A 26,241-nucleotide genomic window follows, 5' to 3' on the forward strand; every position below is an offset into this window, starting at 1 on the left:
TTGAAGTAACATGAAACGTACATTTCAGCCCAGCAACCGCAAAAGAAGGAACAAACACGGATTCCGGGCCCGCATGGCCACAAAAAACGGCCGCAAGCTGCTTGCGAGAAGGCGTGCGAAAGGTCGCTGGAAACTCACAGTCAGTGACGAACCGAAGCATCGATAACTCGTCCCGTAATCGATTTTCAAAATCTGAAATCCTTCGCGGATATCGGGCGTTTGGGCGCGTACTCTCCCGCGGGAGGTTCGTGCAAAGTGGAAATGTTCGATGTTATTATGATATACAGCGGGAAATCCCACCTTACGGTTGTACGGTGGGATTTGCTGTTAGAAAGGCACGCTCCGCGGTACAGCGGAACCGTGTCCGGCGGTACCTGAGGGAAAGTTACCGCCAGAGAAAACATGGACTGCTCGCACAGTGTGAGGAGAAGCAGATCGCTCTGCGCTGCGTATTTCTCTTCAACAGCCTGGCGCAGCGCGGTCCATTGCAGTTTTCTCAGATCGACCTGGCTATGGAGAATTTACTCATCAGAGTGCAGGATAAACTGCAGGCCTCATGAAAAAAGCCGTGACCGCAGTACTGGTGTTTCTGATTCGCGTCTATAAGTTCGCGATCTCACCGCTGTTTCCTCCTTCCTGTCGATTCTATCCTACCTGTTCATCCTACACGATGGAAGCCATACAGAAACATGGTCCGGCCAAGGGCAGCTGGCTGGGGGTAAAACGCATTCTTCGCTGCCATCCCTGGAATGAAGGGGGATATGACCCTGTACCGTAATTCGCACATAAACGAAAAGTTGTAAGCATGGACAGACAAGCGATCATCGGGTTTATCATCATTGCCATTCTATTTGTGGCATGGATGTTCTACACGGCACCCTCACCGGAGGAAGTCGCGAAACAGCAGGAAATAGCCGAGCAGCAAAAGCAGCAGGAAGAAGCGAGCAAGGCCGAAGAGGATGCGACAACTTCCGAAGAGAAGACGGAAGATCGTTCGCAACATGGCATGAATATCGACACCACGCAGTCTGCGTCCGATGACATGCGCTACGGCACCTGGTTCTCGCACCTGGATACGGGATCGAATACCACGTTCAAGATCAAGACCGACAAATTCGTTGTCGAGTTCGCAAGCAAGGGCGGAAGCATCAAACGCTGGACGCTGAACAATTTTACCACCTGGCGCGACAATCCCCTGCAGCTCATCGAATGGCAGCGACAGAGCGATTTCGATATCGTATTCGCCAGCTCGGATGGCCGGTTTATAAACACTAAGGATCTGTATTTCCGTTTCAGTACTATTCCTAAACAGGGCGAGGTGACGCTCACAGACAGTATGTCGTACACGTTTGAAGCTATCCTTCCAGTGCGTGACGACAGTATGGCGATCATCAAGCGCTATGTGATCCACAACGGCGGGTACAACGTGGACATGGATATTGAAATGGTAAACATGAGCGCTGTCATTGCGAACTATGAATACCAGGTGATATTCCATACACCGGCATACTCGGAACGAAACAGTGTCGAGGAGGCCAGCTTTTCGGAAGCGAACGTGTATGTTGACGGAAATCGGAATTCCTACAATGCAGATGATGCCGAAGAGCGTTTGAAAGAAAATTTACAGGGAGAGACCAAGTGGGCGTCCATTCACAATAAGTACTTTCTCGCGGCACTGATTGCACGTGACGGTTTCACGGGAAGCGGTGCATACGTGGAAGGCATTATGAAGCCCCAGCCGAACGAAGGACATCGTGAGGAGTACGAAGCTGGCATCAAGGTGAAGTATCGGGGCAATGTGCGTGAAGTATCGAAGTTCACCATATTCATCGGTCCGATGGATTATGAACTTCTCAAAGCGCAGCATGAAGGACTCGAGCAGGTGCTCAGCCTGGGCTGGGAATTCGTGGTGCGCCCCTTCTCTGAGTATTTTGTCATGCCGCTGTTCAATTTCCTGCACAGCTTCATACCAAACTACGGCATTGTCATTATCATTTTCTCCATCATCGTAAAACTCCTGCTTTACCCGCTGACGAAGAGCAGCATGCGTTCGATGCAGAAAATGCAGAAGCTGCAGCCCATCATCACGGAGATGCGTGAAAAGTATAAGGACGATCAGCAGCGTCAGAACACGGAGATGATGAAACTCTACAAAGAGTACGGGGTGAATCCGGCAGGCGGCTGCCTGCCTATGGCGCTGCAGATGCCTATTCTGTTTGCGCTGTTCACCATCTTCCGCTCCACGATCGAGCTGAGGCATCAGCCCTTCATGTTCTGGATCAGCGATCTCTCCGCTCCGGATATTCTCATCGACCTCCCGATGAAAATCCCTGTGCTTGGTATGAGCTTCATCAGCGGTCTCGCTCTGATGATGGCGGCGACGATGTTTGTCCAGCAGAAAATGTCGGTGAAGGATCCTCGCCAGAAAACCATGGTCTACATCATGCCCGTGATGTTCTGGATTCTCTTCAACTCTTTCCCCTCTGGTCTCAACCTCTATTACTTCATGTTCAACATCCTTTCTATCGGCCAGCAGTACCTGATCAACAAGCGCCATGCTGATGAACCACTGACAAAGGTCACACCGAAGGGTGGAAAGAAAAAGACCAGCTGGACGGAGCGCACCCTGGCTTCCATGCAGGAAAAAGCCAAGGAACAGGAGAAGGCGCGCAAATCCTCGAAGAAGAAGAAATTCTGAGAAACGCTGTTTCACGTGAAACAGGCCCCCTCCCTCGCGGGAGGGGGTTTTTTGTTTCACGTGAAACAGCTGGTGCCGGTCGTTGCTTGTCGGCTCTGGTGACCTGAGGTTTTCCCTGTTTTCCTCTTTTCAGGAGTGGGGTGCAAACGTCTTTATGCACTTTCTGCATAATGGTAGCGCCAGGGACGTACAAAGACGGCGGGGTCGTATGATGGAAGACGAAGCTGCCCGGGATGCATCCATTCGCCCTCCCGCGATGAAAGACGTGCAATGGGAACGCACAGACATGAAAAAATATGCAGAAACTGCATATTTCATTCATTTCAGGACCGTTCTACCAGCCGCGCACGGCTGTGAGGACTTCACTACCACCTCCCGGGATCGTTTTCGTACGATCTGCTTCCCGTCTCTGTCTCATGCCCTGCCCCGGCGAAATACCGGAGAGCGTCTCTGCTGTGTGCCCGCTTCAAATATGCACTTTCTGCATATTCTCAAATTGATGAGAAAATACTCCATTTGAAATTGGATAATGCACCTCCCGGCGGGAAGCAGCATGACTCTGCTATCTATATATATGCCGTCTGCATGCGACCATGGAATGTCTGCTGACGGCATCGATCTATACCATACGGCACGACAAATGCGTGTCATAGAAACTTCGGCTGAGGCGTGCATTGTATGCTATTGTTTTTTATAGGTTTATTGCGCTGTGTGATGTGGTTGTCACGGCGATGTCCGAGGGATGAGGCATGGCGCATACAGCCCGGAGCAGTCACGCGTCAGTCACCGGGAACCTGATCTCATGAAGTCTTTCCTCTTTGTTCATTGGCCGTCGTTTCGTACATTTACTCTCTTGCATCATTATACGGTAGTATCCATGCAGCACAGCGACAAAAGCCTAATGCGAAGCGCACGAATCAGGAGCCTGGGGGTTCTTGTTTTCTCGCTCGTTGTTTTCTCGAACGTCGTCGCGCAGCCAGCCTTTCTTGAGCAGCGTCGTCCCCTGCCGACGGATTTGAGCATGGGCATTCTCTCCCCCACCGCGTACAGGGATATCATCGATCTCAACGGGAAGTGGGAATATCGTATGGATGAGGAACAGCCATGGAAAGCGGTTTCCATTCCGTCCTCGTTCAGTGGTCATTATCAGATCACATTCCGGCGTGATTTTACCGTGCCGAGGGACATGGCGTATTCCTCCGTTTTTCAGCTCGTCGCATTGAGCATTTCGTATTACTGTGAAATAAGTATAAACGGTCAGTTTATCGGAAAACATGCCGGACTGACATCGTTTAATTACAAGGTGTCGCCGGGTATCATTCGGGCAGGGAAAAACACCATAGAAATTTCCGTCAATAATTTTCTCGATACGCATGAGACGGTGCCGCTGTACGAACAGCTGTGGGACAGACTGAATTACGGCGGCATTGTGCATGACATCGGCATTGTTGCACATCGCGGTGTCTGGGTGCAGGAGTCGTATGTCTCGAGCGATGTACGTGGTCCCGGAAGGGCAATCACGCTGCATTACCGCGCCCTGCTGAATTCCGGTGAACTTGCCACACTTCCCGGGGATTCCACCGGAAGCGCGGAAGCGTTCGGACGCTCCGCGGTCAATCACATGATTGAGATCCTGGATCCGTTGACCGGTCTCGTTCTCGCCAGCAGTGAAAGCAAGCGCGTAGAAGTTGAGTCCGATCGCCTGAAATCGGTGGAAATCAGCATGACGCTGTCCGGTCTGCGCCTCTGGTCACCGGATGCTCCCAACCTTTACGTGTTGCGTCAGCGGACGACTCGCGGTGGTGTGGTGCTCGACGAAAGCATGCAGCATATCGGATTCCGCAGTGTACGCGTGCGGGATGGCGGACTGCAGGTGAACGGAAACAGCATGTTTCTCAAGGCCATGACGTACATGGAAGATTCACCGCGGCATGGCCGCAGCCTCTCCGTCGATGAGATGGAACGGGATGTGCTCATGATGAAAAACCTCGGTGTCAATGCGGTGCGTCTTGTCAGTGGTTCGACCCACCCCCTTTTCATGGCACTGTGTGATCGCTATGGCATTCTCGTCTTCCACGATCTGCCTCTGCGCAAGGTGCCGGATGCGATCTTGAAAAAGGTCGGCATTCATACTTCCGCGAAGAATGTGCTTCGCGAGACGATAGCCAGGGATTACAATCATCCTTCGCTTGCGGCAGTGGGTTTTGCCCAGGGATTACTCGACGCCTCACCTGAAATGCAGGAGTATCTCGAGGACGTCAACAGTGCGGTGCCGCAGACGGAACGTCTGCTTCGCTATCTCTCCTTCGAATCGACTCTGCCGGACAAGCTTCCCGAGCACTGTGACTTTGTCGGACTCGATGTCAATCCGCAGTCCACTGCCACGGTTTCAAAATTGCTCGAGGCCCTGGCATCACGGAACAGTGAATATCCGGTTATCGTCAGCTCACTGATGTACCCGGTGCAGATACGCAATTACAACGGCTACAGTGATCCACGCTCGATTGATGCGCAGGGACAGTTTTTCCTGCAGCTTTACAAGGAAATTCGTGACCTCGGTTATGCTGGCGTGATTGTGCATTCCTTTGCGGACTGGGCCGTGATGCGTCCCATCATGGCAGTCGACCGCGTGTATCAGTACACGGCTACCACTGGCGTTGTCGATCGCTTCCGCCAGAAGCGTATCGCATACGATGTGTTAAAGACGAGCTTCAATAATGAAAAACCGCCGGTGCTCGTTACCGGGAATTACGAAGAACAGCATCCGATGAGTTTTGTCGTGCTCGGCATCCTCATCATTTTCCTCTTTGCCGGGGTATACAATCTCTTTCGCCGCTTCCGGGAAAATGTCGTTCGCTCCTTCCTTCGCCCCTACAATTTCTACGCGGACGTGAGAGATCAGCGTATGCTCTCGCTGTTCCAGACGTCGATGGTCGGATTGCTCGGCTCCCTGTCGGCGGGACTCCTTTACGCGAACCTGCTCTACTACTGGCGCATGAATATTCTAGTCGATCGCATGATCGCACAGTTTATTCACAGTACCTGGCTGAAGGAATGGGTAAACTATTCGGCCTGGAATCCGCTCGACAATGTGCTGCTGATGACACTGCTCTTTTTCCTGCTGCTCGTCGCATATGCATTGCTGCTGCGTCTGATCGCTCTCGTTTCGAGAAAGAAAGTATTCCTCTTTGACGCGTTCAGCGTGAGCATGTGGTCGGTGCTCCCCATGATTATTCTGGCACCTTTCGGGATGGTGCTCTATCGTGTGCTTGCCCTGCCGGTACTTGAACCCGTGGCCGTCGTCACCTACGTGATCTTCCATGTGTGGATTCTCAGCAGGGTACTGAAAGGCACCGCGATCGTATTCGACGTGCGTCCCATGTATTTCTACCTGGGTGGCTTTGTGCTGCTTGGTACCGGACTCGCGCTCTGGCTCGTTTCACTCGATGGCGAATACAATGTGTTCGCATATATGAAGTATTACGTGGATCTGTGGTGGAGTATCGCACAGACCGTTTCCTGATTTCTTCCCTTTGAGATAGAACATGTATTTAAGCAAACTCGAAATCCTCGGGTTCAAATCCTTCGCGAATAAAACCAATGTCGTTCTCAACGATGGCATTACCGCCATCGTGGGTCCCAATGGCTGCGGGAAAACAAATATCGTCGACGCATTGCGCTGGGCGCTGGGTGAACAGCGTTACTCAACGCTGCGCAGCGACAAGATGGAAGATGTCATTTTCAATGGCACCAAGATGCGCAAGCCCATCGGACTCGCCGAGGTGTCACTCACCATCGAAAACAACAAGGGCATCCTCCCTCTCGATTACAGTGAAGTCACCGTTACCCGGCGGGTCTTCCGCTCCGGTGAAAGCGAATACATGATGAACCGGACGATCTGTCGTCTCAAGGACATCACCAACCTGTTCATGGATACGGGGATGGGCGCGAATGCGTATTCGGTGATCGAGCTGAAAATGGTGGAAACCATTTTGAGCGACAAGGTCGAAGAACGTCGCCGCCTGTTTGAAGAAGCTGCCGGGGTCACGAAATACAAGGCGCGGCGCAAGGAAGCACTGCGTAAACTCAGCGATGTCGAAGCAGACCTCCTGCGTGTCGACGATATCATCGCGGAAGTCAGTAAGGCTGTGAACTCGCTGAACCGCCAGGCGAAAAAAGCGGAACGGTACAATGAGTACATGGAACGCCTTCGCGTTCTCGAAATCGACGTGATGCAGCGGGACTATGACAATCTTCATCGCCGGCTCGAACCGCTCCAGGAACGGCTGCAGAGCACTATTGTCGAGCGTGACAGTATGGGCCAGCGCATGACAGAAGAGGAGACACTGCTCGAGGCCTACAGAAACGAAGAAGAAGAAATCGAGCTGCGCCTGCAATCGCATCGAGACGGCTATGACGGGCTCGTCGCGCGCATCAGCGAAGCGCGCCAGCACCTGCTGGTCAGTGAAGAGCGCGAACGCAGTCTGCATCAGCGGGCAGAACGTCTGCGCCAGGATAAACAGAACTATGAGATCCGTATATCTGAAACAGAGAGTAAGAAAAAGGAACTCACCTCCACCCTGGAACAGGAAGCGGAAGCACTGAGTGTGCTTGAACGCGGTGGCGAAGAGAAACGCGCGGCGCATCTCGCGATCGAAGAGCAGGTGTCGGAGAAAAAGCTGCAGACGGAATCCCGTCAGCAGCGGCGTCTGCAGCTGACGCAGCAGATTGCGCATGAGGAAAACGAGACCGAGAAGCTCGAAGCGCGGAAGGAAACGATCGAGAAGGTACTCGCACGGCTGGACGCGGAAGACCGTGATGCGGAAGAAAACCTCTCCTCGCTCCGTGCACGTATGGAGGAACAGAATGCCGGACAGGCGGCGCTCTCTGAAACGGTGCTCGCGGCCGAACGTGAATTCCACGTCATGGATGAGCGCAAACAGGCGCTGCGCGGTGAGATCGACCAGCTTCAGAATCGGGCATTCGAGATTCAGGGGCTCATCGGTGAGAAAATGACACGCATCGATTTTCTCAACGGACTGGTGGATCGTCTCGAAGGTTACAATGAGAGTGTTCAGCATCTGCTCCGCAATCGGAGCTGGGCGACGTCCCGCTACGGCACCATCGCCGACGCGATCAACACCCGGGAAGACCTTCGCGTCGCGGTCGAAGCGGTGCTCGGTGATGCCGCACATTATATCCTGGTCAACGATGTCACGGAAGCCATCAGCGGATTGCAGAATCTCAAGGAGTACCGCAAAGGCAAGGCGACGTTCGCAGTCCTTTCGCGCCTCCCATCATCGAGTGCAAGTACATTTCCCATTGCGGGAGATGGAATTCTGGGATGGGCGATCGAGCTCGTGCGCTATGAGCCCCAGTACAACGATCTCTTCTCGATGCTTTTGCGTCACGTGCTCATCGTGCGTGATGCCGAAGTCGCTAACAGCTGTATACGTGAATATCCTGATATCCGCTGCGTGACCGTGAGCGGTGACATCTTCGACAGCAACGGGCTCGTTCGCGGCGGCAGCCATGGACAGGAAGAAGGCAGCATGATCGGCAAGAAGGATCAGATTGCTGCCCTGACCAAAGAGGTTGAATCTCTCAAGGAGAAGCTGCTCGAGAATCAGTCTGTTCTCGAAGAAAAGAATCTGGATTACAGCGGCATCGATTTGAAATCACTTGCTGAAAACATGAAGCAGACGCAGCAGGAGCTTTCCGCATACGAGCGCCAGGTTGCGCAGATGATGTTTGAAATCGAGAAATTCGAACGCAGCATCGAAAAGAATCGCGAGGAACGCGAACGCCTTCGCGATGAGGGCGAAGAAATCGACAGCCGTGAGCAGGAACTCGAACCGCGCATCGCCGAGCTTCGTGCGCAGCAGGATGCCATCGAAGCCGAGGTGCAGCGGGAAGCTGAGGTCCTCAGTGAGCTGGAAAAGGCGTACAACCGGAGCAACGAAGAAGCGAACAGCGCGAACCTGGCCGTGGTACAGAAGCGTGGCGAGATACAGAATCTGCGCAATGAATTCGAACGGTTGAGCGTCACCCTGCAGGATACCGAGCATGCGCTCGACAATGCGTCCCGTGAAATCGTGCAGTCCGAAGAAGAAGCTGTGCAGCTCGTGGACGAACTCGCGGAGCTGCGGCGCAATCTCGAAGAAATGGAACAGAGCCGGGGCAATTCGAAGGAAACACTGTCGGTCATCGAACAGGAACTCGAAGCAAAACGCGCCGAATCACGCGCCATTGAAAAAGCGCTGCATGAGGAACGACAGAAACAGAATCAGAATGTCAACCTCGTGCATGAAATCGAGTTGAAGGTCAGTGAAATCAAACAGCGCATCTCCTCCCTTGCCGAACACGCGCTCGAGGAATTCGAGATGCAGCTCACCCGCGGCACGGCGGAGGATGATGACGTTTTCGATCTCGCACAGGCGAGAGAAGAGATCAATGACCTGCGTCAGAAAATCCGTGCGCTCGGTCCGGTCAATCCCCTCGCCTTCGAGGAATGGAAAGAGGAGAAAGACCGTCTCGATCTGCTGACGACGCAGCGGGATGATCTGATCCAGTCCGAACATACGCTGAAGGACACCATTCGCGAGATCAATGAAACCGCGAAACAGAAATTCACGGAAACCTTCACCCAGGTCCGTGAGAATTTTATCAACATCTTCAAATCGCTGTTCGACGAAGGTGACGAGGCGGATCTTATTCTGCAGGAAAACGAGGATCCTCTCGAAGCGAAAATTGATATCGTCGCCAAGCCCCGTGGCAAGCGTCCCCATTCCATCGATATGCTTTCAGGTGGAGAAAAAACGCTCACGGCCATCGCACTGCTCTTCGCTATTTACCTGGTGAAACCCAGTCCCTTCTGTATTCTCGATGAAGTCGATGCACCGCTGGATGATGCGAACATCGATCGCTATATCAAGATTCTGAAGGAATTCTCCACGAACACGCAGTTCATCGTGGTCACGCATAACAAGCGCACCATGGCGGCTGCGGACACACTGTACGGTGTAACCATGGAGGAAGAAGGTGTTTCGAAACTCGTGGCGGTGAATTTCTCAAAAGAAACGGTCGCGCGTTTCGCGCACAATTGACCTGAGGTCAATCCCGGTGCAGTCCATGAAAAAGTGATTGTACCGGAGAGGGGAAGCTTTCGTCAAAGAAGCTGAAATATTCTTCCTCCCAGAGCATCCAGTCATCGAAGTTATTTTCCTCGACGTCGCGTCGCACGGAGTGGTGCGCATGCACGGCGGCGTATTCCATAGCATGATATTCCCCGACGGGCACAATCGCATCAATCCGGTTTCGTTCAACACCGAAGACGGCACGTGGCCATGATGCGACGCGGTCATGCGGGAGCACCGTGAAGCAGAGGCGCTGCAGGGCCGGAATTTCCTCACGCAGGCTTACGAAAATCCGTTTGACAACATGGTGCATGGTGATGTGATCCGGATGTACGGAGCCACCCTGTACATCGAAGGTACAGAGGACGTGCGGACGAATTCTGCGGATTTTATCAGCGATGTCTTCTTCAAGGACGCGAGGATCGATGTCACGCAATCCCCCGTCCGGATAATCCCCCTGCATATGCGTTCGAATGCCCAGTATTTCGGCGGCTCGCCGAACCTCCTCAATACGAAGACCGGCGATTTCTTCCGGACTCATTTTCTGGGCCGCTGCATTGCGGCTGCGTTCGCCTTTCGTCAGTGTATACAGTGTGACGTCGGCGTTATCGCGGTGGACGCTCGCGGCGATGCTGCCGCCCATGAGAAAGGATTCGTCGTCGGGATGTGGAAAAATGCAGAACAGGCGAAATGGGGTGTCCGCGGACATACGTGACTCTGACTGATACGACATGGTCTCCAGAGATTCAACACGGGAGGAAGGAAGAAAGTGCGTTGAAATTGCCGTGGTATGGTATCAGCGAAGAAGCAGAAGCCTGTGCTGTGTGCGCAGGACAGAGCCGGTACGCAGAATGGCAAGGTAGCTGCCGCTCGGGAGGGCATGTGCGTTGAAACGCATGCGGTGTTCGCCACGGCTGAGAAATCCTTCGTGCAGTCGCGTCACTTCACGTCCCAGCATGTCATGGATACTGACGACAGCTTCGCAATCCTCAGGCACGCGAACGGTAATCGTGGTTACGGGATTGAAGGGATTGGGACTGTTGCCGAGAATGTAGCCGTCTCCTGCTTCCAGAGGATACAGGCAATCTCCGCTCACTATTGCCTGTCCGTTGTAATACCGCGCCAGTACGGTACCGCGATTGACCTGGCTCGACAGGGAATCGAAATCCAGCGGTGAAAGCGCCCAGTTCAGAATATCGTCTCCGAGTCCGAAACGAACCCTGAAACGCATGCGGATAAGTTCACCACTTCCGGCAAGCGGTTCCGCGCTGTTGATGGCCCGGAAAGAGATGCGTCCCGCACCTCCGCTGGCGGAGATATTCCAGTCATTTTCCAGCAGGGTTTCTTCCCTTTCCCACGCCAGAAATTCGAGCAGCTTTTCGTCATACGTGACGTAAAGCTCGAGTTCGTTGATGTCCTTGTGCTGCGCCTCGTCAATGAGAATGGGTGCGGTAAATTCGCGTCCATAGCGCTCGACAAAATAACTGGGAATGGTGAACACGGTAACGGGAGGAATGCCGACAATGAAAATCCAGTCGCCGCATATCGTTCCGTTCTGTCCCGAGCGGAATTCCACACGGATACTGTCGAGGGTTCCTTCGCGCTTCTTTTCGGGAAGCAATGTCCAGCTGACCGTCCATGTCGAATCCTGCTGAAGCGCAAAGCTGCGCAGCCTGACGGCGGATTCCTGCGGAGGCAGGCTGATATTTGGTGGAAGAAGGATGGTGGCTTCCACGTTCTGCGCGGCAATGCTTCCTTCGTTGCGTACCGTGGCGGTGAATGTCAGTTCGTCATATTCCAGGGTGGCGATGGCATAGTGCAGCGTATCTTCAGGATTCGTCAGGGCTTCACAGGTAAGCACAGGACTGCGCGAAGCCTCAATATGTACGCTGCAGAGCGTCGTCACCGTCGGGTAGTTTTTACAGGAAACACGAATGCGCACCTCGAGATCTCTCGGCTGCTTAACGGGGAGCGGCGCTATCCGCCATTCCAGATTTTCCACGGCGGCGGGAGAAAGTTCTTCGCTTACAAGGATGCGAGTCGTTGTCGGTGCAACAAATTTTATATCCGGATCGGCAATCAGAATTTCCGCATACACCGAATCGGCCGGATCGCTGCCCGTGTTCCTGAGGGAAACGTCGACGAGGAATTCGGCAGGCAAATACTGTCCGCTCTCTGTGTCGACACGAATGGTGTCGGGAACGACCAGACAGGACGCGGACAGTTCGGGTTCACGCACGGCCGGAAGGCTGACGCTGTCGCAGCACTGCGCAATGCGATTAAATGCATCCAGCACCCGCACACAGATTTCACCGTCATACTTCTCGGAGACATTTCGCGCATAGACACGCCACATGACAGCGGTCTGGGAGTGCGCGTCCATATCCCCGATTTCAATTTCCGCATCGTACCCGGGCGCGAGGTAGAACGGATCCGGGAGCGCGATGGATGCGCGAACATTCTTTGCACGGCTGTCGCCGGTGTTGCGTACCGTGACATTCCATTCAAAGGGATTCGGTTCGTATGCACCGTCGATGAACTGTATCTCCGGATCGCTGTCGCATTCGAGTTCGAAGAACACTTCGCGAATCGGTGGGATATCCACATTGAAACTGCAGGTATCCTGCACGATTTTATCACCGAGTCCACCCTTCCCCTGCACGACGAACAGCAGGGTCACGGTGGCGAAATCGTCGCGATCGACGGCTTCGATATAGAATACCGTATCGCGACGCGCCCCGGGTTCGAGTGCACCGAAATTCACCACACCGCTTTGATTGTCGGCCAGCGTTACGCCGTCGACCGATGCAAACAGAATAAGTGTTTCCTTCGATGGAGCATCACCGGAATTGATGATGGTGAGGGGTATCGGGATGGGACTCGGGTCGTAGCTGGCCAGTGTGTCGATATACTGAATGCTGATATCGCCGGTGGAGGGACACAGCAGGCTGTTCACCGGCTTGTACTCTTTTTCCACCCATATGGGAAGGATGCATGCGGTACGCGCGCCTTCGAGTCCGGAAGCCGAAACCGTAATGGTGTCGATGCCGCTGACTGCACGGGGATTGACGATAAGGGTAAATGTGGTGTCGGCGGAATCGCCCGGGGCAAAATGGACGGCAAGCAATGCCGTGGCGTGTGATTTGATCGTGAAGCGTTCGTTGGAACGGGGAAAAACCACGAGACTGTCAATCGTTTCCGTACCCGTATTCACGACGAGAACGTGAATGGTGAATTCGCCAGGCAGGTAACGGTTGAATTCCTGTTTGTCGAAAAACACGGAATCCGGCCCTGTCACCGAACAGGACATTGCCAGACCGGAGGTCTGCGCCTGGGCAATGGCCGGGAAGAGAAACGATAGCAGAATGAGCACCGTCGTCAGAACACTGCCATCGCGAGCGAGGTTGCCTGAAACAAGGGAGCTGCCAGCGCGACGGTGCGACCCGGTTCGTGGACTTTTGATCATGCGATTAACGTGAAAGGATCATTTTGCGAACGTCAAAACTGCCGCCGTATTCAAGGCGATAGAAATACACGCCAGAGGGCAGGTTATCGGCCGTGAAGTGAACGCTGTGCCTGCCGGCGGACATGATCCGGTTGCGCAGGACAGTGATTTCCCTTCCATGCCGGTCAAACACGGCCAGACGCACGTGATCTTCCTTCGGGATGTTGAATGAGATCACCGTTTCGGGATTGAAAGGATTCGGTCTGTTCTGCTCAAGAACGTAACGCTCTGTGGCGACAAGCGGCTCCAGGCATTCGTTGGTTACGATGACACGTCCATCGACGGTGTGAGGTGTGATGGCTCCGCGGTTGAGCAGCACGTTTTCTTCATCGAGGTCCAGAACACTTTCACCGAAGGAAGCCAGGTCACGGTGATCGTTGTAGATTCCTTCCACCTTCAGATTGAGAAGCACGCCTTCGGTCGTCCCGAGTGGAGTACCGGTGGTATAGTCGCTGATTTGTACGTGGCCCTTTTCCACTTCCTGCATGCGGGCACCCACCCAGCCGATGTTCGTCAGTGTGCCGGCGTTGGACACGCTGAGCAGACTGATCACTGTCGGATCATAGTACAGGTGCAGCACGTACTCGGAGAGATCCTTCCCGATGGTGCTGTCTATGCGGATGGGGATATCCCGCTTCTCGCTGTAGCGCAGCAAGGTGTAGGACGGAAGCTGCAGTGTCAGGTGCCGCGGCGAGCCTTGAATGAAGAGGTCGTCGATGCATTCGGCGTCTTCTGCATTGTCAGCCCGTGCGATGAAACGGAACGAACGCATCATGTCGTCATCGGCACGCTTCGCACTGAAGCGCCAGGTTACCGTACCACTCTCACCGGGATGCAACAGCGAGGGAGACAGCGTCTTCTGCGTTTCCTCACCGGCACTGAGAATGACGCCCGAAGGCAGTATCAGCAGGGCGCGGACATTCTGCGCATCCGCTGCACCGGTGTTTGTGATGGTATAGGTGAGTGTGCATTCGGTGTATTCGAACCTGCCGGTGGACCAGTCGAAGAAAAGGCTGTCTTCGGGAATCGAACTGCAGACACTTTCGAGTACAGGGGTCTGTGTCGCGGGAATATGCACGACGAGGTTGCACTCCACCGGAGGATGGTTATCGGCAACGACGGTGAGTACGATGGGAACATCCGCCGGTTCTTCACGCCTGAGCGCTTCGACCTGCCAGTTCACACGTGAACTGAGTTCGTTGGAAATATCACCCAGGTTCTGTTCCACATCACCGAGGATGCGGATAAAGGAACCGAGCACGGCGATGCTGGCGCGTACGTTCTCCGCGGTTCCAAGGCCGATATTATTGACATCAAGCGTGACGTCGAAGGGGTTGCCGAGATACTGTCCGCTCGATGCATCGAGATACAGCGTATCGATGGACCAGCATGTCAGCTTCAGATCAGGATTTTCCGTACGCGGAATGAAAATGTCCTGGCAGCATTGTGCAGAGATGCCGACGGAGTCGACGACCTGCGCGCAAACCCGGTAAACGCCATCATTGCCGCGAGATTCGGGATGGAGGCGCCAGGTGACGATGCGGGATTCATTGGTGGCGAGAGCGGGAACGTACTTCTGTGCATCTTCTCCGGCAGCCAGCGAAACCGATGGCGGAGGCACGATGGTGGGATGCAGTCCGCGTCCAAGCGCATTCCCCGTGTTCGTGATGCGCAGACTGAACTCAATCGGGTCGGGACTGTACTGATTGTTTTCATACACCAGGCTGTCGATAAGCGAACAGCTCATGGTGTATTCCGGCTTGCGAATTGGCGGAACGTAAATGGGAAGCCTGCACTCGGTCAGAACGATGGGTCTGTCGAGTCCGCCCCGGCCCTGCACCTGGAAGACCAGCGTATCCCAGCCACCGATATTTCTGTCGAGTGCGCGGATCAGCCAGTTTTCTTCATGCCTGTCGCCGATCTGCATCGTTCCGGCATCGCGGGGATTGCTGCCCGCGACCGGCTCGAAACGAGAAGGACCGACGAATATCAGCTGACAGTCTTCCGCGTAGGTCTCGCCGATATTTTCGGCAAGGGTGCGGACGACAAAGGGATTCGGTTCGTACTCGTATGTCGCCTCATTGAATTCAAGCGAATCGTCGACGGTGGTGCACAGCAGACTGAACTCGGGCATACGCACGCGTTGCACGTAGACGGGCCATTCGCACCATGCGGGATTCGTATCGTCGCCCTGGATGTTGACGCGCAGCGTATCGTATCCATCGGTATCACGCGGATGCATCTTTACCCGGAAAGAGTCACTTGCACTTTCCTGGGAAAGGAGTACGTCCGCGAGCTGTTTGCTCGCCGGGGGTACAATGGTGAAGCGTGTATCCTGCAGCAGCTGCGCCCGAACATCCTTTGTCTGACCGCTGCCGACATTGTGTGCGGTGACATGGACGTCGAATTCTACCGGTTCGTAATACTGCTCTCGGAAAAACACCGTGTCAACGGATTGAATGTCGCATGCGAGCGCTGATGACAATGCGGGATCGACGACGATGCGCTTCCAGCAGGCCTGTGTCGGATTATTGTCGGCAGTGATGGAAAAATAAATGGGAATGGAATCCAGGTCTTCTATTTCCTTCACTTGCAATGTCCAGTTCGCGTATCCCGTCCCGCCCGGATAGATGAGATTCGGGGAGAGATCCTGCACCGGAATCTGCGGGGTGACCAGCGTCACAATTGCGGGGTCGGTCACGAGCGTTGCACGGACCCCAAAGGCTTCTTTTGTACCCGTGTTGTTGACGCGCACTTCGACATTGAAGGGATTCGGTTCGTAACGTTTTTCCTGGTCATTCCAGTTCAGAGCATCCGGGGCCGTAATCTCGCAGTTGAGTTCGGGTTCGCGCGGACGAATGCGCACGAAGCCGTTGCTCATCTGGGGATTGAGGCAGTAGGCGTCGAAGGTCCAGTTGATCATGTACACCGGCGTCGTCGTAGCCCGGGCCACGTCGCCGGCCGTGAAATGCAGGTAGAACAGTACACCGCCCGCGGTATTCATTTCCACATGCTCTTTGAGGCTGACATTGACGCGTGAACCGGCTTCGTTGGCGATGAGCGCCTTGCCTTCGAGCAACGTCCCTGCTGTTGAAATGCTCCTGAAGTTCAGTACGTTGTAATCGTAGCCGATGGCAATACTGGCTTTGCTGAACACCGCGTTCACCGGAGTTTCCAGTGTGACGGGCACTACGACATCTTTTGTTGCGCCGACATCGTCTTCACCAATGTCGATGTGCACATCCTGAAACTGTGAACGGTCGAGCGGCGCCATGTACGTGCGTGTACGCGCAACCGTGCCGCCGCAATAGTTCTTGAGCACGAGTTCGACGGTACGCTGTGTGCCATCGGGACAACCGGCCTCATAGGTAATGAGACATTCCTGGTAGGCGTCCTTGATGGATTGCTTGATGGATGCGTATATCTGCGCGAGGTCGCTGCCGTCGGCAGAGAAATAATACTGTCCCCCTGTTGCGAAGGCGAAGTTTTGAAGATCCTGTGCATGCTCGGCGTTCTGAATGCCATACCCGATCGTGTAGACCTTCACGTTGTTGAGCAGCGCATGCTGAATGACCTCCTCCACCTTTTTATATATCTGGCTGTTGTTGTCACCGCCGTCGGAGAGAATGATGACAGCCTTGCAGCGATTCGTGCCGTTGCGCACCAGCTCGTCGATGCCCATGGCCGATGCATCCCAGAGCGCGGTGAGCCCGTTCGCTTTCATCGAATCGATGGCCCCGAGGAGATCCGGTTTCTTTGTGGTCATGGGGAGATCCAGTACCACATCATCTCCATGGCTGAAACTTACGACCGCCGCTTCATCGCAGGGGAGTCCGTCGGGATTCATTGAGTTGACGAAGGCTATCCCGCCCTTCTTGACATTTTCGATTTTCTCACCAACCATGCTCCCCGACCGGTCGAAGACCAGGGAAACGGAGACACAGCAGTCTACTTCAGGGGGACACCAGATAGTGGCGTCCTTGACCTTGAGGCCGTTTTCGTAGACTTCGAAGTCCTGTGGTTGAAGATCATTGCGGAAGGCGCCGTCGCAGGTCACCTTGAATGCCAGACGTATCGTAGGATAAGTGACCTCGATCCGCTTGAACAGCAGATTGGGCTGGGCATTCAGAGGATGAAGCAGCACACAGGCGAGGAGAACAGAAAACAGGTAACGTACCACCATACAGGCCCGTGGATATGGATGCATTCAATATTTCCGGAGCATGCCACCCGCATAATAGGAATTTTTTCTGACCATGTAAACAGGCGGGCCCGGGTTTGCACAACTTTTTGTGTCGAAAAAACTTAACGAATGTGCTTCACAAAGCACTTCAAAAGTGCGCATACTATCAAGAGACAATTCAATGCCCTGAATGTTACATAATGGACACGTGAAATTGCGTTTTATTCCCCTACGAACAACCCCCTGCTCATCGTGTACATGAACAGGGGGTTGTTTCAATTCAGGGATACCTGGGCGGGTGTTATTTCTCCGCGGTTTTGTCGCTTTCGAAGTCCAGCGAGACGGAGTTGATGCAGTAACGCAGTCCTGTAGGTTTCGGACCATCGTTGAAGACGTGTCCGAGATGTCCGCCGCAGGCGGCGCAGAGCACTTCTTCGCGTACCATGCCGTGACTGCGGTCTTCCCGAATCACAATATTCTTGTTGTCCTTCGGTGCGTAAAACGAAGGCCAGCCGGATCCGGAATGATATTTCTCCTTGGAGGTGAACAGTACGTTGCCGCAGCCCGCGCAGCGGTACACGCCATCCGCGTCGGTCTTGTAGTATTTCCCGGTGAAGGCGATTTCCGTACCGCCTTCCCGAAGGACGCGGTATTCCTCCTTGCTCAGTGCCTTTTGCCAGTCAGCGTTGCTTTTCTCTATCGAAAACATGACCTGTTCTCCGTTGTTGTTCTGCTTCACGGTGCTTGCTTTCCCGTCATGCGCTTTCATCAGGTCGCCTTCTCCACAGCTCTGTGCCAGACAGCTGCTGCCGGCGAACAGGATCAAAGCGAGAAAGGTGATATATCTCATGATTTTCCTTGTTCTGTTCATGGGGACATAGACAATAACAACAAAATCGGGTGGGAAATTCAATGCAAAAAGGACAATCCTTATATTACGGGAAGTCGACGATGAACCAAGATGGATCTATGGAAAAAATATACGATATCATAGTCATCGGCAGTGGTCCCGGTGGCGAAGGTGCTTCAATCAAAGCGGCCAAGGCGGGGAAATCCGTTGCGGTCGTGGAACGGCATTTTGAAGTCGGGGGTGGCTGCACGCACTGGGGCACCATCCCGAGCAAATCCCTTATTCACGTTATCCAGCAGTATGCAGAGCTGCGGCAAAGCCGTCTCTTCGACAAGGTGTCGCGCACGCTGAAGCTGACGTATGAAGAACTCATGGAAAGCGTGGAAAAGGTCGTCGCCCAGCAGGTACGCGACCGCCAGGGCTTCTATGACCGGAACGGCATCGATGTGATCAACGGCGAAGCCAGCTTCGTGGATGCCAACAGCATCCAGGTGCGTGAAATAGATGGTGCGCTGCGCACGTTCCGGGCGAAAAATTTCGTGATTGCCACGGGTTCGCACCCGTATCACCCCGACGATGTGGATTTTGACAACCCGTATGTTGTCGACAGCGACACCATTCTGAAAATCCAGCGGATTCCCGACAGTATCACCATTTATGGTGCCGGCGTTATCGGCAGCGAGTACGCTTCGGCGTTCCGCGGACTGGATGTGAAGGTGAACCTGGTCAACACGCGCGCGCGCATGCTGGAGTTTCTTGATGATGAGATCAGTGACGCGCTCAGCTACCATATGCGCGACGAAGAAGGCATTCTCATTCGACAGAATGAAGAATACGACCGCGTCGAGGTGGTTGATGACGGGGTGATTCTGCATCTGAAAACCGGGAAGAAAATCAAATCCGACGTCCTGCTCTGGGCAAATGGACGCACAGGAAACTCGGCGAGTCTCGGACTCGAGGCGCTCGGCATCGAAGTCGACCACCGCGGCAATATTCGCACCAACGAGCATTATCAAACGGCGGTCGACCATATCTATGCCGTGGGCGATATCGTCGGTTTCCCCTCGCTTTCAAGCGCGGCCTACGATCAGGGGAGGTATGTTGGAACGCATATTATCGAAGGGAAATGCGATGTCACGCTGGTGCAGGATTTCCCGACAGGGATTTACACTACCCCTGAAATTGCAAGCGTGGGTAAAACCGAGCGGGAACTGACCGAGGCCAAGGTGCCGTATGAAGTCGGCCGCTCATTTTTCCGCAATCTTGCACGTGGACAGATTACCGGGAAAACCGCGGGCATGTTGAAAATCCTCTTCCACCGGGAAACACTGCAGGTACTGGGAATTCACTGTTTCGGTCAGAACGCTTCCGAAATCGTGCATATCGGCCAGGCCATCATGACGCAGCCCGACGAGCACAACAGCATCAAGTATTTTATCAATACGACGTTCAATTATCCCACGATGGCGGAAGCCTATCGCGTCGCCGCGCTTAACGGCTACAACCGCCTGTTCTGACATCAGTATCGTGAGGCCATGAATCACGACGACCTCGATCGCGAAGCCCACAGTGGCGCGGAATCCGGCGAGGAAGGAACCGCGCGCTCTTCTCAGGGACGCCTGGGTGTGCGTCCCGGTGTACGCTCACCGGGCAGTACCTCCCCCTCCGCTGCGCGTCCCGCGCGGCGCGAGCTGACTATTGACGAACATGTCCGCGGCATTCTTGACGGAGACCGCGTCGTGCTCGGGAAAACCATTACCCTGATCGAAAGCCTCAAACCCGAACACAACCGCCGGGCCCTCGAAGTGATGGAGCAGCTGCTGCCGCATACGGGCCGCTCGGTGCGCATCGGGATTACCGGGGTGCCGGGCGTGGGGAAAAGCACGTTCATTGAAGCGCTCGGTTCCGAACTGACTGAAGAGGGACACAGTATAGCCGTACTTGCCATCGACCCGAGCAGCCGCCTGTCCGGTGGCAGCATCATGGGCGATAAGACCCGGATGGAAAAACTGTCCGTGCACCCCAACGCGTTCATCCGTCCCTCTCCTTCCGCTGGATCCCTGGGCGGCGTCGCCCGGAAAACCCGTGAAGCCATGCTGCTCTGCGAAGCCGCCGGTTTCGATATCATTGTCGTGGAAACCGTGGGGGTGGGACAATCCGAGACCATGGTGCACTCCATGGTCGATGTGTTCCTGCTGCTCATGCTCGCCGGTGCGGGTGACAGTCTGCAGGGTATCAAGCGCGGCATCATGGAGCTTGCCGATGCGGTCGTTATCAACAAGGCAGACGGCGAAAACCTGATGGCCGCAAGGCGCGCGCGCAGCGAATACGAATCGGCGCTGCACCTGATGAAATACCCGGTGCCGGACTGGACTCCCCCCGTTCTCACCTGTTCGTCCCTCACGCGCGAGGGTGTCTCTGCTGTATGGGAGACATTGCAGCGTTTTCGCACGCGCATGATGGAAAATGGCTATTTCGAAGAGAAACGCAGCCGTCAGGCGCTCGACTGGATGCAGGAAAGCATCGCCGCATCGCTGCAGGACCGCTTCGAGACGCATCCTTCCGTTGCAGCCATGCTGCCGGAATTGAAGAAACGCGTCGCCGACGGCACGCTTCCTCCCCTGCTGGCGGCACAACGCCTGCTTGAGATCTTTTTCGATGAAGAAATATCTACGTTGTGATTGTTCATCATATCTGCGAGGGAATTATGAAATACAGCCGACTTTTGCTCATTCCCATCCTTGCGCTCGCCATCGCCTGCAGCAGCGCCAACGAAGAGCTCAAAACCGAGGCCCCGCCACCCGCAAAGAAAGACACGCTCGCCGTCCCTCCTCCTCCGGCAAAGGTATACACCTTCGACGAACGTTACTTTGTGCCGAATGCCTCCATCGATGACGCTACAAACATCAGCGATGCCCTTCAGGCTATCCGCGTCATTCAGCTGAAAGAGGGAAAAAACAGCGTACTGGTGATTTCCAGCTTCGACAAGCTTGGAGAACAGTCGCTGGAAACCTGGTTTGGTATCGAGCTTCCCAGCTTCGCTCCGGGCACCTATGAGCTGCGCGATGCGAAAAATGCCGCTTTCTACCGCTTCTACCTGGGTGATGAACGCAAACGCATCGACGGGGAAAGCTATGAAGGCAGCATTACAATTGAGGAGAACAGCGACGGGTATGTCTCGGGCTACATAGACGCCACCATTAACGGAATCACGAAAAGCTTCGAAGAAGATTCCAAACGAGTGCGCGTGAAGTTCACCGGATCTTTCCGCATCCAGAAGGTCGATCTCGAAAACACGATGATGAAATCGCGCTGACCGTGGCAAAACAGAAAACCCAATACGTCTGTCAATCCTGCGGGGCGAGATCTGCGCGCTGGAGCGGGAAATGCGACACCTGTGGTGAATGGAATACGCTCACCGAAGAACTGGTGCGCAAGGAAAGCAGTGGACGAGGCGCGCGCGCATCTTCAGGGGACGCGCGCGTGCATTCAATCACGTCAGTTGACGCGCGCGAAGACACGCGCCTGGGAACAGGACTGCAGGAGCTGGATCGCGTGCTCGGTGGAGGCATCGTACCGGGATCGATGATTCTGCTGGGGGGGGATCCCGGCATCGGGAAATCCACGCTCATGATGCAGCTCGGACGCGGCGATGCCCGCATCCTGTATGTGAGCGGAGAGGAGTCTCTGCGACAGATCAAACTGCGTGCAGAACGCCTGGGGGTGTCTGGCGATGACTTTCTTGTGCTCGCAGAAACCAATCTCGATGCCATTCTGCATGCAGTGGAGGAAGTCAAACCGGCACTCGTCGTCATCGATTCCATCCAGACCATCTATCGTCCCGAACTTGAAAGTGCGCCTGGGAGCATTTCCCAGGTGCGTGAAAGTACCGCCGTTCTACTCAGACACGCGAAAAACAGTAATATTCCGATGGTTGTTGTCGGACATGTGACGAAGGATGGTGTGATTGCCGGTCCGCGCGTCCTGGAACATATGGTCGATACCGTCCTGCAGTTTGAAGGAGATCACCATCACACCTATCGCATCGTGCGGGGATTGAAAAACCGCTTCGGCAGTACGAATGAGATCGGGATTTTCGAAATGCGCGAGGAGGGATTGCGGGAAGTCACCAATCCCAGCGAGGTGTTTCTTTCGGAGCGTTCCCGCGGGATATCTGGATCCTGCGTCACCGCCAGTCTCGAAGGCTCGCGCGCGCTGCTCATCGAAGTGCAGGCGCTCGTGACGCCGAGCAACTACGGAACGCCGCAGCGAACGGTATCAGGCATTGATGGCAGACGTGTTTCACTTCTGCTCGCCGTGCTCGAAAAGCGCTACGGCATGCTGGTCGGACAGTATGATATTTTCGTGAATATCGCGGGAGGCGTGCGCATTGATGAACCGGCCGTCGATCTCGCCGTCTGCGCAGCCATTGCTTCTTCCGCCCGCGATACCGCCATTGATCATGGGACGGCGCTGGTCGGGGAAGTGGGTCTTGGCGGAGAGGTACGGTCGGTGGGACAGGTGGAAAAGCGGGTTAGTGAGGCTGAAAAGCTCGGTTTTCGCAGAATTGTCATTCCGCGTGGGGGACTGCCGGAGAAGAAGAAACGCAGCATTGAAGTCATCGAAGTCGATCTCCTTGCCGAGGCGATGGAGAAAATCCTGCACTGATTGCCGCACTGCATTACGGATATGAAAAAACCCTCCCCGTCGCACGGGGAGGGTTTTTTACTTCTTTATACTCTCGTGAAATTCTCAGAGCAGCTTTTCAAACTTGCTGACGAGTACATCTTCCTTGATGGATCCGACATGCCTGTCGATGACTTTTCCCTCGCGATTGATGATGAAAGTCGTGGGGATGGAGCGAACGTTGCCATAGTCGCGCGCAATGTCAATGCCACCGAGAACGATGGGATAGTTGATATCCCATTTCTCTACGAAAGGCTTGAGTACACTCCAGCCCTTGTTATCCAGCGATACGCCGAGAATTTCTACACCCTTTTCTCCGTACTTGTCATAGACACGCTTGAGATCAGGGATTTCTGCCTTACAGGGGGGACACCAGGTGGCCCAGAAATTCAGTACGACCACTTTTCCTTTCAGTGATTCCAGCGAGTAGACCTTACCGTCCTTGTCTTTCAGCGAAAACTCCGGTGCCTGCTTCCCGACCTGTGCGGAAAGCGTCATGGAGGTAAACAGCAGCGCAAGCGTGAGAATGAATGTTTTCATGGTATTGCGGAGTGTATGAATGTTGATGATTTCAGATATCTAACGGGTATTGAATACGGCCTGTTATCGCCGCTTTTCTGTCATCGAGGACTTTCCTGCGCCTGGATATGTACGTGTGATGTCCGTATCGGCCTGGTGGATTCGAGCGTCGCCGCTGCTTTGTACGAATGAGAACAGTGAAAAGAGCCCCGAAAGTTCGTTGGGGCAGCAAAAATACCCTTTCGTGCGCGGGCATTCGGGTCAGAACGCAGTTTTTCTCCTGTGATACAGAATAAGTGACCCGAGAAGCAGCGACGACAGTGCCGTCAACGAGCCGCCGATATAATACGGCATGGACGCACCGAGATGATCTGCGACCCACCCCATCCAGAGGCTGCCGAGGGGAAAGGCCGATTGAAACGCCATGCTGAGCAGGCTCATGACGCGTCCGCGGTGCTCCTCCTCGAGCTCGGTCTGCAGTACGATATTGATACCTGCCATCTGCAGCATCATGGCAAAGCCGCAGAAGGGAATGAAAAGCACGGATAGCGTGAACGACTCGAGTAGGCCGAAGACGATCAGGCAGAGACCGAAGACCACTGCGCCGATGAAGAGAATACGTGGCATTCCGCGGGTACTTCGCTTCGCAGCGAGCATCAGCGCCCCGGTTGTGGCGCCCAGTCCTGATGCCGCGACCAGCCATGAGAGTCCCTCGGCTCCCATGGAAAATTTGAGCTCGGATACAACCGGCAGAATCGTGGCATAGGGCATGCCGAAAAGTGCGAGAAGGAAAAAGAGCAGCAGCCAGTTGCGAATCTGCGGCGTGCGCCAGGAGTAGCGGAGTCCCGCCTTGATATGTGAAAGACGCCGCTGTCCATGACGCGATGGAACGTACGCCTCCAGCCGCATCATGCCGAGACTGACCAGCACTGCAATGTAGGTGACCGCATTGAGAAGGAAGGCCTCGCCGATTCCAAGGGTGACAATGATCACACCTGCAATGGCCGGACCAATCATACGCGTGATGTTTACGCTGGAGGAATTGATGGCGATGCCATTGGGTAAATCCTCTTTTCCGACGAGTTCGACGACGATGGCCTGACGCACCGGGATGTCGAATGCCGTGATCAGCGCAAGCAGTGTTTCCAGGAAAAGCAGCCATTCTATGGTAATCAGGCCGGAAATGGTCAGCGCAGCCAGGATTGCCGCCTGCACGAGGAACAGTCGCTGCGTGATTTTCAGCAGGCGAAAGCGATTCATGCTGTCGACCACGGATCCGGCCAGGGGACCGATAAGTACGCCGGGAAAGAGTCCGGCGAACGCGGCAGCACCGACCCAGAATCCTGAATGAGTCAATTCCCATGCTAGCCAGCCGACCCCAAGCCTCTGCGCCCAGGTTCCTATGAGAGAAATGAGTTGGCCGGTAATGAACAGGCGGAAATTCCGATGCTGCAGCGTGCGGAACATGCTGCGGAAGCGGCCCCCTCCTTCCTGCCGGGGTGTAATATTGTTACTCACGGTATTCTGTTTCTATATCAACTGTACCTCTACTGCAGAGCAGCCTGCAGGTACATCAATGACGCTGTGGTGAATCGGTGACGGGTTCCTGAATCGATGACGCCGCCGGGATCAGATTTTGTCCATGCGGGCGGCCAGAAAAAGATCCGCCAGAACGAATGCAGTCATAGCTTCCACAACCGGAATAATGCGAGGGAGGATGCATGGGTCGTGCCTTCCCTCGCGCGCAGCGCGTCCGAGAGTGCTCGTGGGTTTGACCGCGCAACGCATGATGATGCGCTCGCCGTTGCTGATACCTCCCTGGATACCATAGGATCTTCGGGCCGCACCGGGTGCTGCACCTTCAATCGCTTCATGAAATGCATGTCCCGGTAACAAGGCTTCGGTAAAGGCATCTCCGAGTCCGACCCCGGTTACCGCACCGATGCTCATGATTGCTGACGCCAGTTCGGACTTGAGCTTGCGAAACACCGGCTCCCCGAGTCCTGCAGGAACATTGTCAAGCCAAACTTCGACAATGCCTCCAATGCTGTCGCCCTGCTCTTTGAGGCGGAGAAGCTCCTCCATGATGGCGATATCCGCTTCCGGATCGGGACAGCGGGTGGGAAAGGCATCGACCTGCGCGCGCGTGATGGTGGACGACATGTTGACAGCCGGGATATGTCCAATCTGTCGCGCAAACGCGACGATGCGTGTGTTCGCGGGTAGAATCCGCTCCGCGATGGCACCAGCGATAACTCTCGAAATAGTCTCCCTTCCCGATGAGCGTCCCCCACCCCGGTGATCCCGGTGCCCGTATTTCTGCTCCCACACCTTGTCGGCATGTCCCACACGATACTCGCCCGGCGAATAATCGCCGCTGCGCGCGTCCTGGTTACGGACCAGCACCGCAATGGGGGTACCGAGTGTTTTTCCATCAAACACGCCACTGAGAAGCTCTGCGCTGTCAGTTTCCGCGCGCGCGCTTGTTATGGGTGATTGTCCGGGACGTCGCCTGCGAAGTGCAGCGTTGATATGCTCGGCCTCCAGTGCTATGCCAGAAGGACACCCGTCGATGACGGCACCGAGTGCGCTGCCGTGGCTCTCGCCAAAACCGGATAAAACAAGCTGATTTCCAAAACTATTACCACGCATAAGAACTCCTTT

At 54.7% G+C, this 26,241-nt stretch carries 17 protein-coding genes; 10 read left to right on the top strand and 7 right to left on the bottom strand.

The genetic code is table 11. The features are described 5' to 3' along the window. Positions 1-10 precede the first annotated feature (10 nt). From rpmH to smc, 6 genes are all read left to right on the top strand, one after another. The gene (rpmH, locus tag KQI65_02600) at positions 11-166 is read left to right on the top strand and encodes a 50S ribosomal protein L34 (GenBank protein ID MCB2203612.1); all 156 of its coding nucleotides are present in this window, start codon (positions 11-13) and stop codon (positions 164-166) included. Next, positions 144-560 carry a ribonuclease P protein component gene (locus tag KQI65_02605; protein ID MCB2203613.1) on the top strand — a complete coding sequence of 139 codons (417 nt, stop codon included), beginning with the start codon at positions 144-146 and terminating at the stop codon, positions 558-560. Before rpmH ends, KQI65_02605 begins: the two co-directional genes overlap by 23 nt. Then, positions 557-778 (top strand): membrane protein insertion efficiency factor YidD, encoded by a 222-nt coding sequence (gene yidD, locus KQI65_02610; protein MCB2203614.1) that lies wholly within the window; start codon positions 557-559, stop codon positions 776-778. The genes KQI65_02605 and yidD overlap by 4 nt, the downstream gene beginning before the upstream one ends. A gap of 27 nt (positions 779-805) precedes the next feature. After that, the gene (gene yidC / locus KQI65_02615) at positions 806-2,698 is read left to right on the top strand and encodes a membrane protein insertase YidC (GenBank protein MCB2203615.1); all 1,893 of its coding nucleotides are present in this window, start codon (positions 806-808) and stop codon (positions 2,696-2,698) included. Between the two features lie 901 nt (positions 2,699-3,599). Beyond that, a complete protein-coding gene (locus tag KQI65_02620; GenBank protein MCB2203616.1) occupies positions 3,600-6,221 on the top strand; it encodes a hypothetical protein in 2,622 nt (873 codons plus the stop codon). Between the two features lie 22 nt (positions 6,222-6,243). Beyond that, positions 6,244-9,804 carry a chromosome segregation protein SMC gene (smc, locus tag KQI65_02625; protein MCB2203617.1) on the top strand — a complete coding sequence of 1,187 codons (3,561 nt, stop codon included), beginning with the start codon at positions 6,244-6,246 and terminating at the stop codon, positions 9,802-9,804. Positions 9,805-9,811: 7 nt separating this feature from the next. On the opposite strand, the gene KQI65_02630 is transcribed toward smc, so the two are convergent. The 4 genes from KQI65_02630 to msrB all read right to left on the bottom strand — a co-directional run bounded on the left by KQI65_02630 (position 9,812) and on the right by msrB (position 18,372). Continuing rightward, positions 9,812-10,543, bottom strand: a complete 732-nt coding sequence (locus KQI65_02630; GenBank protein MCB2203618.1) for a PIG-L family deacetylase — start codon at positions 10,541-10,543, stop codon at positions 9,812-9,814. A gap of 87 nt (positions 10,544-10,630) precedes the next feature. Then, positions 10,631-13,300, bottom strand: coding sequence for a hypothetical protein (locus KQI65_02635; protein ID MCB2203619.1), 2,670 nt, complete (start codon positions 13,298-13,300; stop codon positions 10,631-10,633). 4 nt (positions 13,301-13,304) lie between these two features. Further along, positions 13,305-17,522: a VWA domain-containing protein gene (locus KQI65_02640; GenBank protein MCB2203620.1), complete on the bottom strand. Its 4,218-nt coding sequence runs from the start codon at positions 17,520-17,522 to the stop codon at positions 13,305-13,307. A 301-nt stretch (positions 17,523-17,823) separates the two neighbouring features. Continuing rightward, complete coding sequence (gene msrB, locus KQI65_02645; protein MCB2203621.1) at positions 17,824-18,372, bottom strand: peptide-methionine (R)-S-oxide reductase MsrB; 549 nt, start codon at positions 18,370-18,372, stop codon at positions 17,824-17,826. A gap of 119 nt (positions 18,373-18,491) precedes the next feature. Between msrB and sthA the strand changes: the two genes are divergently transcribed. The 4 genes from sthA to radA are packed head-to-tail and all read left to right on the top strand — an operon-like array spanning position 18,492 to position 23,040. Further along, positions 18,492-19,889, top strand: coding sequence for a Si-specific NAD(P)(+) transhydrogenase (gene sthA, locus KQI65_02650; GenBank protein ID MCB2203622.1), 1,398 nt, complete (start codon positions 18,492-18,494; stop codon positions 19,887-19,889). A gap of 18 nt (positions 19,890-19,907) precedes the next feature. Continuing rightward, on the top strand, positions 19,908-21,053 hold the full coding sequence (gene meaB / locus KQI65_02655) for a methylmalonyl Co-A mutase-associated GTPase MeaB (protein ID MCB2203623.1): 1,146 nt from the start codon (positions 19,908-19,910) through the stop codon (positions 21,051-21,053). A 26-nt stretch (positions 21,054-21,079) separates the two neighbouring features. After that, positions 21,080-21,688 (top strand): hypothetical protein, encoded by a 609-nt coding sequence (locus KQI65_02660; protein MCB2203624.1) that lies wholly within the window; start codon positions 21,080-21,082, stop codon positions 21,686-21,688. Between the two features lie 2 nt (positions 21,689-21,690). Beyond that, positions 21,691-23,040, top strand: coding sequence for a DNA repair protein RadA (gene radA, locus KQI65_02665; protein MCB2203625.1), 1,350 nt, complete (start codon positions 21,691-21,693; stop codon positions 23,038-23,040). Between the two features lie 84 nt (positions 23,041-23,124). Here the strand turns inward: radA and KQI65_02670 are convergent, their stop codons facing one another. The 3 genes from KQI65_02670 to aroC form a co-directional block, all read right to left on the bottom strand. Next, entirely contained in the window at positions 23,125-23,598 is a 474-nt protein-coding gene (locus KQI65_02670; GenBank protein ID MCB2203626.1) for a TlpA family protein disulfide reductase, read from the bottom strand. A 240-nt stretch (positions 23,599-23,838) separates the two neighbouring features. Continuing rightward, positions 23,839-25,095: an MFS transporter gene (locus KQI65_02675; protein MCB2203627.1), complete on the bottom strand. Its 1,257-nt coding sequence runs from the start codon at positions 25,093-25,095 to the stop codon at positions 23,839-23,841. Between the two features lie 111 nt (positions 25,096-25,206). Next, positions 25,207-26,229, bottom strand: a complete 1,023-nt coding sequence (aroC, locus tag KQI65_02680) for a chorismate synthase (protein ID MCB2203628.1) — start codon at positions 26,227-26,229, stop codon at positions 25,207-25,209. Positions 26,230-26,241: the final 12 nt, after the last annotated feature.

The sequence above is a fragment of the bacterium genome (assembly GCA_020444325.1).
Lineage (GTDB): Bacteria > Bacteroidota > Ignavibacteria > SZUA-365 > SZUA-365 > BM516.